This window comes from Halomonas sp. 3D7M (assembly GCF_014897885.1).
GTDB lineage: Bacteria > Pseudomonadota > Gammaproteobacteria > Pseudomonadales > Halomonadaceae > Vreelandella.
The window spans coordinates 1-7,209 of the sequence record NZ_JABUZF010000264.1 but is presented as its reverse complement, the minus strand read 5'-3'; the positions used below and the strand labels follow the sequence as shown (position 1 = coordinate 7,209).

Genomic DNA, 7,209 nt, shown 5'->3' with positions numbered 1-7,209 from the left:
AGAATCTTCCCAGCGTGACCTGCTACACCCAGTGCGCACCGCTCAGCACCATGGCGGCCAGCACCGGCCGCATGCTGGAGCTAGATAACGGCAAAACCTTAAGCGCCCGTTTGATTGTTGGCGCAGATGGTGCGCATTCGACGCTACGAGAACTTGCTGGCATTGCCGTTAGTAGCTACGACTACCATCAGCGGGCGATGATTATTAACGTGGAAACCGAGCTACCCCAACAGGATATTAGCTGGCAGTGCTTCACCCCCACCGGCCCGATTGCCATGCTTCCCTTACCAGGCCATCGTGCATCGTTGGTGTGGTATGACAGCGACGAAGCCACCAAAGCCCGTGAACAGCTCTCCAACGACGCCCTAAAAACGACCGTTGAAACAGCCTTTCCCAAGCGGCTAGGCAAGCTAACCCGTGTGGTCGCAAAGGCGAGCTTTCCAATTAGGCGCCAGCACGCCAAACGCTATATCGGTAAGCGCTTAGCCCTGATTGGCGATGCCGCCCACGTGGTGCATCCGCTGGCAGGGCAAGGGCTGAATATTGGCCTGCACGATGCCGACACACTGGCAGAGCTGGTCATCAAGAGCCGCGACCCAGGTGACTCTATCAGCCTGCACCGCTTCGAATGCCAGCGCCGCTTGGCCAACCAAGCCATGATTGCCGCCACCGACAGCTTCCATCACTTGTTTACCGGTGCAAAACCGCTACGCCAGCTGGGTGATCTCAGCCTACATCTTGCCGAACGCGTACCGCTCGCCAAACGCATGATGATGCAACAAGCTAACGGGCTAAACCCATTTAAAATGCGCTAAAGCCGACTACGCTATGAGGGTGGCAACGCAGCCGTTGCCAACAATAATCATAACAATCCCTCATTTAAGGAAGGCGTATGGTTCTCAAGCAACGACACTCTTTATTAACCGTGGTGACAGTTACCAGCCTCGGATTACTTGCAGCATCACCGCTACTGGCCTGGGATGGCGTCGTCGAAAAGCAAACCTTCGAGATGCAAGACTTCACCACTCAAGGCGGCGAGATGATTCCCGAACTTGCGGTGGGCTGGGAAGCCTACGGTGAATTAAACGACGCTCGTGACAATGCCATTTTAATTACCCATTTCTTTTCTGGCACCAGCAATGCAGCAGGTCGTTATGACCCGGATGGCGAGCCAACCGGCTATTGGGATGCCATCATCGGCCCCGGTAAGCCACTGGATACCGACGAGTACTACATTATTGCGTCCGATACGCTGGTGAATCTCAACGCCCACGACCCCAATGTCACCACCACTGGCCCCGCCTCTATTAATCCAGACACCGGCGAACCGTGGGGAATGGATTTTCCTGTGGTAACGATCCGTGACTTTGTCGAGGTACAGCGTGCGTTGTTAGAGAGCCAGGGCATTGAGTCGCTACACGCGGTCATGGGTGCCTCGATGGGGGCGCTTCAAGCGTTTGAATGGGCCAGTGCTTACCCTGACAAAGTGGATAGGTTGATTCCCGTTATCGGTGGCGGCGTTACCGACCCCTGGTTGCTGGCAACGCTTAGCGCTTGGGCGGCGCCCATCCGCTTAGACGCCAACTGGAATGAGGGCGACTACTACGATGGCGAGCCACCCACCGATGGCCTTAAAGAAGCGCTCAAGATCGTCACCCTCAACGCCAATCACTGGCAGTGGGCCAACGAAACCTTCAACCGCGATTGGGCCGACGAAGAGCGCGACCCCGCTCAAGATATCAACGCTCGCTACGCCATTGAGCAAACGCTGGATGATGTCGCCGCCGCCCGCGCCGAGCTTTCCGATGCCAACCATCTGCTGTACTTGGTTCGCGCCAACCAGCTCTTTATGGCGGGCCACGGTGATTCACTAGAAGAAGGACTGGCTGCCATCGACGCCCCGACGCTGATGCTGTATAGCGAAAACGACCTCGTCTTCGCCCCCGAAGGCGTGCGCCGCACTGCCGAGCTGATAGAAGCCGACGGCACCGAAGTGACGCTTGAAACCCTGGAAGGCAACCGCGGTCATTTAGATGGCGTCGTCTCCATCGACCAAGCCAGCGAAACGCTGCGGGAGTTTTTGAAATAGCTTTTGAAATAACGAAGTGAGCACTGGCTTCCCTGGAAGCCAGTGCTTGAAGACTACGAAGCGTTGCTAATCGCCCAGTTTCGGTATCACTACTGATACACGCGCGGAAAAACTACTCGCCCACCATCTCAGAAAAGTAACCCGTTTTTTCCAAGCTGTATTCGCCAAAATCCCGCGCCAAGAAAAGCGAGCCGGAATAGGCGCCCTCAGCTTCTTTGCGAATGTCCTCAATGGACGGCGATGCATGGGCACCTAACTGATAACGAGGGCTGAAGTGTGTCAGCACCAAATTAGGTAGCTTTATCGATTCGGCAAAAGCTGCGACAAGCTTGGCGTAGCTATGCCCCACATCACCGACCTTCTCAGCCATCTCTTCGGTATAGGTGGCCTCATGCACCAGCACCTGCGCCTCTGCACACGCCTCGTTCAATAAGTCAGGTTGATCATTATCCCCAGCGATCACTACTTTCCTGGGCGTGTTCTTGAAGATTAAATAGTCATGGCTTCTTAACGGCTCACCTGCAAACTCAATATCAACCCCTTGCTTTAACTGCCCCCACAACGGCCCTCTTGGAATCCCCTTTTGCGCTAGCTTTTCCATGTCCAGGGCAGCATCAACCTTTCGCTCCGTAAACGCATAGGCATAAGACGCCACCCGATGTGAAAGGCTGAATGTCTCAACCGCGATGTTCTCAAACTCAACGCTTGGCAGGTCGTCTGAGGCGATAAACTCCAAGGCAAAAGGTAAGCATAGCTGCGTCACCTCACAGGTTTCCGCCAACCAAGTTTTGATACCTGCGGGCGCAACAATGGTCAGTGGCGCTTTCCGGCCACCCATGGCGGCACTCGCCAAAATGCCCGGCAGCCCGTAGCAGTGGTCGCCATGCACATGGGTAATCAAGATGGCTTTCAACGAATGGAACGACAGCTTGGTACGCAAGACCTGATGCTGGGTGCCCTCACCACAATCAACCAGGTACCAGCCCTTCCCTTTGCTTTCACGCAAGGCGATCCCGGAGACATTTCTTTGTTTGGTGGGCACACCAGCGGAAGTGCCGAGGAAGAGTAGGTTCATATCGCGTCCGTGCTTTCTCTTTAGAAACCTGAACCTAGTCTGGCGGCATACAGATTTCCAATAAGTTTGGTTGCTCAGCTTTTTACGACAGGATGCCAACGACAACAGTCGCAATCGCTAAGCGGCCTCAAAATCCAATGGCTGCAGGTCGTCCAAATTAATTGTGCTGCGAGCCATCCATAGGTCGTACATGTCCTGCATTGATAGCCAGCTCTCCGGGGTACGTCCGAGAACCTTCGACAAGCGCAAAGACATTTCGGGGCTAATGCCACTATCCCCTTTAAGCAACCGTGACAAGGTGGATGGTGAAACGCCCAAGTTGGAAGCAAGCTGACGGGAGCTGATACCAAAAGGTTCTAGGTACACTTCCCGAATAAATTCGCCGGGATGCGGCGGATTATGCATCGTCATTAGTGATAATCCTCATAATCAAGAATGTACGCATTGCCATCTCGAAATTCGAACGTCATGCGCCAATTTCCGTTGATCCAAATTGACCACCGCGCTGTGTCTCTCCCCTTCAAAGGGTGGAGCCTAAAACCAGGGATATCCATATCTTCTACTGACACGGCCGTGTCCAGAGCGGCAAGCTGCATACGCAATTTCTTGGCATGATCCGCCTGTATACCAGAGGTGCTACCACTAGCGTAGAAGCGCTTGAGTCCCTTGTGGCGGAATGATTTAATCATAAACACATCATAGCTTGTTGCGCACCGCGCAACAAGCAGGCTTATATTATTTGAATTACCCGAACCCGAGCCAACAACTTACCCTTTCGGGATTTAGAGTAGCGATAATCTAATTTTTCCAGTGTAGGGAATCGCTCTAGGATTCGTCAGTACATACCTGGCTATACATGGGTTTCCTCTGGGATATGAACCAACAGGTCAGTAACCCCGATATCCACCCCCGCCTGAGATAGCAAAGTAGAAACTTGCCCACGATGGTGAGTTTGATGATTAAAGAAATGAAGCACCAAGCTCGAGTATCGTTTATTTGCAGGAATCCCTTTGCTATTGCGATAGCTGAGAACGACATCCAGGTCACCGTCGGATAGTTCGGTTACCCAATCAATAATTCGCTGATCCAACCAGCGTCGGTGTTCAGATAGACGACCAAAATCTTCAAAGGCAATCTGATCTAGCCTGGTCGGCTTTGGAAGATCAGCGACCTCGCGCAAAGGGGCCACACAGGAAGGATGTGTAGCAAACCGTTTGAGCCAGATAGTGTCAGCCACGAGGATATGATTCAGGGTTCCTAAGATGGAACCGAAGAAGGCCCCACGGTCTTTGGCTAAATCAGCGGCGGAGAGGTGGCCTGCAGCCTCATAAACCTTTGAGTTCATCCACTGATTGTAGGAAGCCAGCATTGCAAAGTGATCTTTAAGGCTCATCCGAGGTGCCTCTCAGGTATAACGCCCAGCTCAGCGGGCAATTGAAGCGAAGTTTAAATCGTTCCACTATCGCTGATTGTTTAGTGCCACACCCTATTCATCGCTGCTGTGTTTGTCCTTATTTTTGCGCATATTCTTGGAGCAATTCGGGAAACTTTTCCTGCGGTGGAAACTTACAAAAACTATGCTCTGCGCCAGTGGAAGCCCACTCCAGTTTTTCATCTGTGTAAGTTTCAATAAATGGTTTGTAGGTTCGAGAATCCTCTAGCAACGTTGAGCGAACATTGACAAAGTTATCCATGCCTTCGGGGCGAGTGAACAGCCAGCTCATACAATGCCCGCAGAAATAGTGGCGAGTGTTCCCATGCAGCCCACCGATAACGGGCTCTCCGGAGTTAATTGAGAATGCCTCGCTCGGATAAAGCGAACTCAAGCTAAACGCGCTAGATGTCATTTGCTGACATCCTGTGCAGTGACATGCCATGGTGATCATTGGCTTAGCACTAACCTCAAATTCTACCTGCCCGCAACGACAATGGCCTTTAACCTTACTTGATGTAGTGTCCACTTCAATTTACCTCTTCGTTGGATATGGTTAGCGCTCTCCTTCCCCAACCCAGAGGTTGGAAAAATGGCTATATGGCGCATAACACCGCGCTCTGCGGAAAATTTCGAGCCGCGAAACGGTGGAAAAATTGTCCGCCACCGTGAATTGTTAGGGGGTATGTATACGCTGCAAAATGAACGCAACACGCTCATTAATATTGCCTTGTGGGACTTCCAGTGTTTCGTACCCCCACTGCGAATACCACCTTTTCATACCGTCAAACACCGCTACGGACTCCTCAAACGTTTGATCACGCTCTGAATCAGTATCGTAAATTTCTTTCCAAGGAGGCAGAAGAAAGACAATGCTGTTATATGGAAATTTTTGAACGTATTGCGCTATTTCATCTCGCGTTAATGCGCTCTCCGCATCGAGCATATACAGCGCGTCCAGTACTCCGCGATCAAACAACATGACACGGTCGCAGGAGGCTGCATTCTGATACTTTTCGATATCCGCACTAAGTATCTCTTGGGCAAAAGAGACAGGGTCCGGTCGAGGCGATAACCCCGCTGCTAACCGCTCTTTGATTATTTTCCTAGCGGACTCCGGTGCGAAGCTATATCCACGCTCCGCTAGAGCACTAAGAATGGTCGTTTTTCCACCACCAGGGCCGCCGGTGACTACGAATCGATGGTTCATCTCACTCCTAATGAGGCTGTAGAAAATCTGAGTTCGAGCTGTCTCCACTGCTTACCATCCTAATTTATTTACCCAGCAAGTTTTTGCCCTATGCGATGGATCAACGGAGTGGCAGAGCCGATCCAGGGCGTGGGGTTGCCCTCGGGGCGACCAGACTGGGGCGTGCTTCACGATTTGAGGGAAATCTCCGATTGCCATGGGATTGAGCGTCACTTCATAGTAGAAGCCGGTCTCCCCATCACCCGCTCATCCGATTTCAAAAGACGCCACGCCAAACAGGCGAGTTAACGGCAGGGTTGGCGCCTCACCCCGGTACATTCGGGCGGTTTCAAATGACACCCTCATGCCATGCTGCTCGGCCAATGCCACCGCCGCTGGGTTGATGGCTGGCACATCAAGGAAAATCGGGTCCGATGGCGTCGTGCGGGTTTTCAAGGCGAGAAGAAGCGACTCGGCCAATGCCGGGCTGTCCGCTAACAGGGGACCGACCTTGTAGCCGTTGCGGCATTTCCGGATAACCCCATAGCCAGACAGCCTGTCATGCTGCATCACGCCCAGAGCATGACCATCGGGCTGGCTGATCCAGGCGCGGGTGAACTGTTCCCTATTGGCAGGGAAAAAGGGCCGCCCATAGGCGTCAATGGTCTCAAAAGGCAGGCTGGATAGCTCGACGATCCCAGCGTGCTGGGGCGCCTTTCCGCCCCCCACTCCCTCGTAGCGAATGTTGCGATAGGCCAGCGTAAAACCGGATTTCCGATAATTTTCCTGCTGATCGACGACACCATCGAGCCCAATGTGAAGGCCTTGAAGATAGCTCATCCCAGCCTGCCACAGTTGAAGCCCATACCCTTGTCCCCGGTATTCCGGCTTGACAATATAGAAGCCAAGAAAACCAAAGGCGTCGTCGTATTTGATCACCGAGATGGTGGCGATAGGCTCGTCGTCAAGCAGGCCGACGAGGAAACCCTTCGGATCGGCGGAAAAATAGCAGTCGGCATCGTGGAGCCCCGGATTCCAGCCTTCCTTTGCGGCCCATTCCATCGCGAGGCCCAACTCTTCGCGACTCATCGCCCTAATCCTATAGCGGTTATTGTTCATTGGTTGCTCTACGGAACATGAAAACGTCCTTATAGATTAGGCCTTATCAGAAAAGCGCGCATTGCTAACTAACAGGATCTGTAAATATGCACTGGCAGATGGCCGCTTAGGCTCGAAACCGATTGTTGTCGCCATCTCACCTGCCCCTCCTCCATTCATCCCCTTTAGGGCACAGACAATGTTGGCAAGCTATCCAAACGTCGCTTGTCGGCAAGCCTGTTAGCGGTCAATTAAGGAAGAGCTTGAAATAGTAGAGTTAAGTGACAGCCCTAAGGCTAATGCCAGTCATTTAAGGCTGACTGGCA

The 7,209-nt window shown here is 52.7% G+C and carries 9 protein-coding genes; 2 read left to right on the top strand and 7 right to left on the bottom strand.

The window, feature by feature from the left end; all coding sequences use genetic code 11:
* Both INT22_RS17120 and INT22_RS17115 read left to right on the top strand, forming a co-directional pair.
* Positions 1 to 815 (top strand): FAD-dependent monooxygenase (locus INT22_RS17120; RefSeq protein WP_226912849.1); only part of this gene is annotated, 815 nt, incomplete at its 5' end.
* A 77-nt stretch (positions 816 to 892) separates the two neighbouring features.
* Positions 893 to 2,089 carry an E22 family MetX-like putative esterase gene (locus INT22_RS17115; protein ID WP_089039100.1) on the top strand — a complete coding sequence of 399 codons (1,197 nt, stop codon included), beginning with the start codon at positions 893 to 895 and terminating at the stop codon, positions 2,087 to 2,089.
* Between the two features lie 112 nt (positions 2,090 to 2,201).
* Here INT22_RS17115 and INT22_RS17110 read toward each other — a convergent pair whose 3' ends face one another.
* The 7 genes from INT22_RS17110 to INT22_RS17080 all read right to left on the bottom strand — a co-directional run bounded on the left by INT22_RS17110 (position 2,202) and on the right by INT22_RS17080 (position 6,874).
* Entirely contained in the window at positions 2,202 to 3,164 is a 963-nt protein-coding gene (locus INT22_RS17110; RefSeq protein ID WP_193068630.1) for a ribonuclease Z, read from the bottom strand.
* Positions 3,165 to 3,281: 117 nt separating this feature from the next.
* Complete coding sequence (locus tag INT22_RS17105; protein WP_009722157.1) at positions 3,282 to 3,575, bottom strand: HigA family addiction module antitoxin; 294 nt, start codon at positions 3,573 to 3,575, stop codon at positions 3,282 to 3,284.
* Positions 3,575 to 3,853 carry a type II toxin-antitoxin system RelE/ParE family toxin gene (locus INT22_RS17100; protein WP_193068629.1) on the bottom strand — a complete coding sequence of 93 codons (279 nt, stop codon included), beginning with the start codon at positions 3,851 to 3,853 and terminating at the stop codon, positions 3,575 to 3,577. Before INT22_RS17100 ends, INT22_RS17105 begins: the two co-directional genes overlap by 1 nt.
* 161 nt (positions 3,854 to 4,014) lie before the next feature.
* Entirely contained in the window at positions 4,015 to 4,557 is a 543-nt protein-coding gene (locus INT22_RS17095) for a DinB family protein (protein ID WP_193068628.1), read from the bottom strand.
* A 118-nt stretch (positions 4,558 to 4,675) separates the two neighbouring features.
* Entirely contained in the window at positions 4,676 to 5,125 is a 450-nt protein-coding gene (locus INT22_RS17090; RefSeq protein WP_443601755.1) for a GFA family protein, read from the bottom strand.
* Positions 5,126 to 5,272: 147 nt separating this feature from the next.
* Complete coding sequence (locus INT22_RS17085) at positions 5,273 to 5,806, bottom strand: AAA family ATPase (protein ID WP_193068627.1); 534 nt, start codon at positions 5,804 to 5,806, stop codon at positions 5,273 to 5,275.
* A gap of 246 nt (positions 5,807 to 6,052) precedes the next feature.
* Positions 6,053 to 6,874: a GNAT family N-acetyltransferase gene (locus INT22_RS17080; protein WP_226912848.1), complete on the bottom strand. Its 822-nt coding sequence runs from the start codon at positions 6,872 to 6,874 to the stop codon at positions 6,053 to 6,055.
* Positions 6,875 to 7,209: the final 335 nt, after the last annotated feature.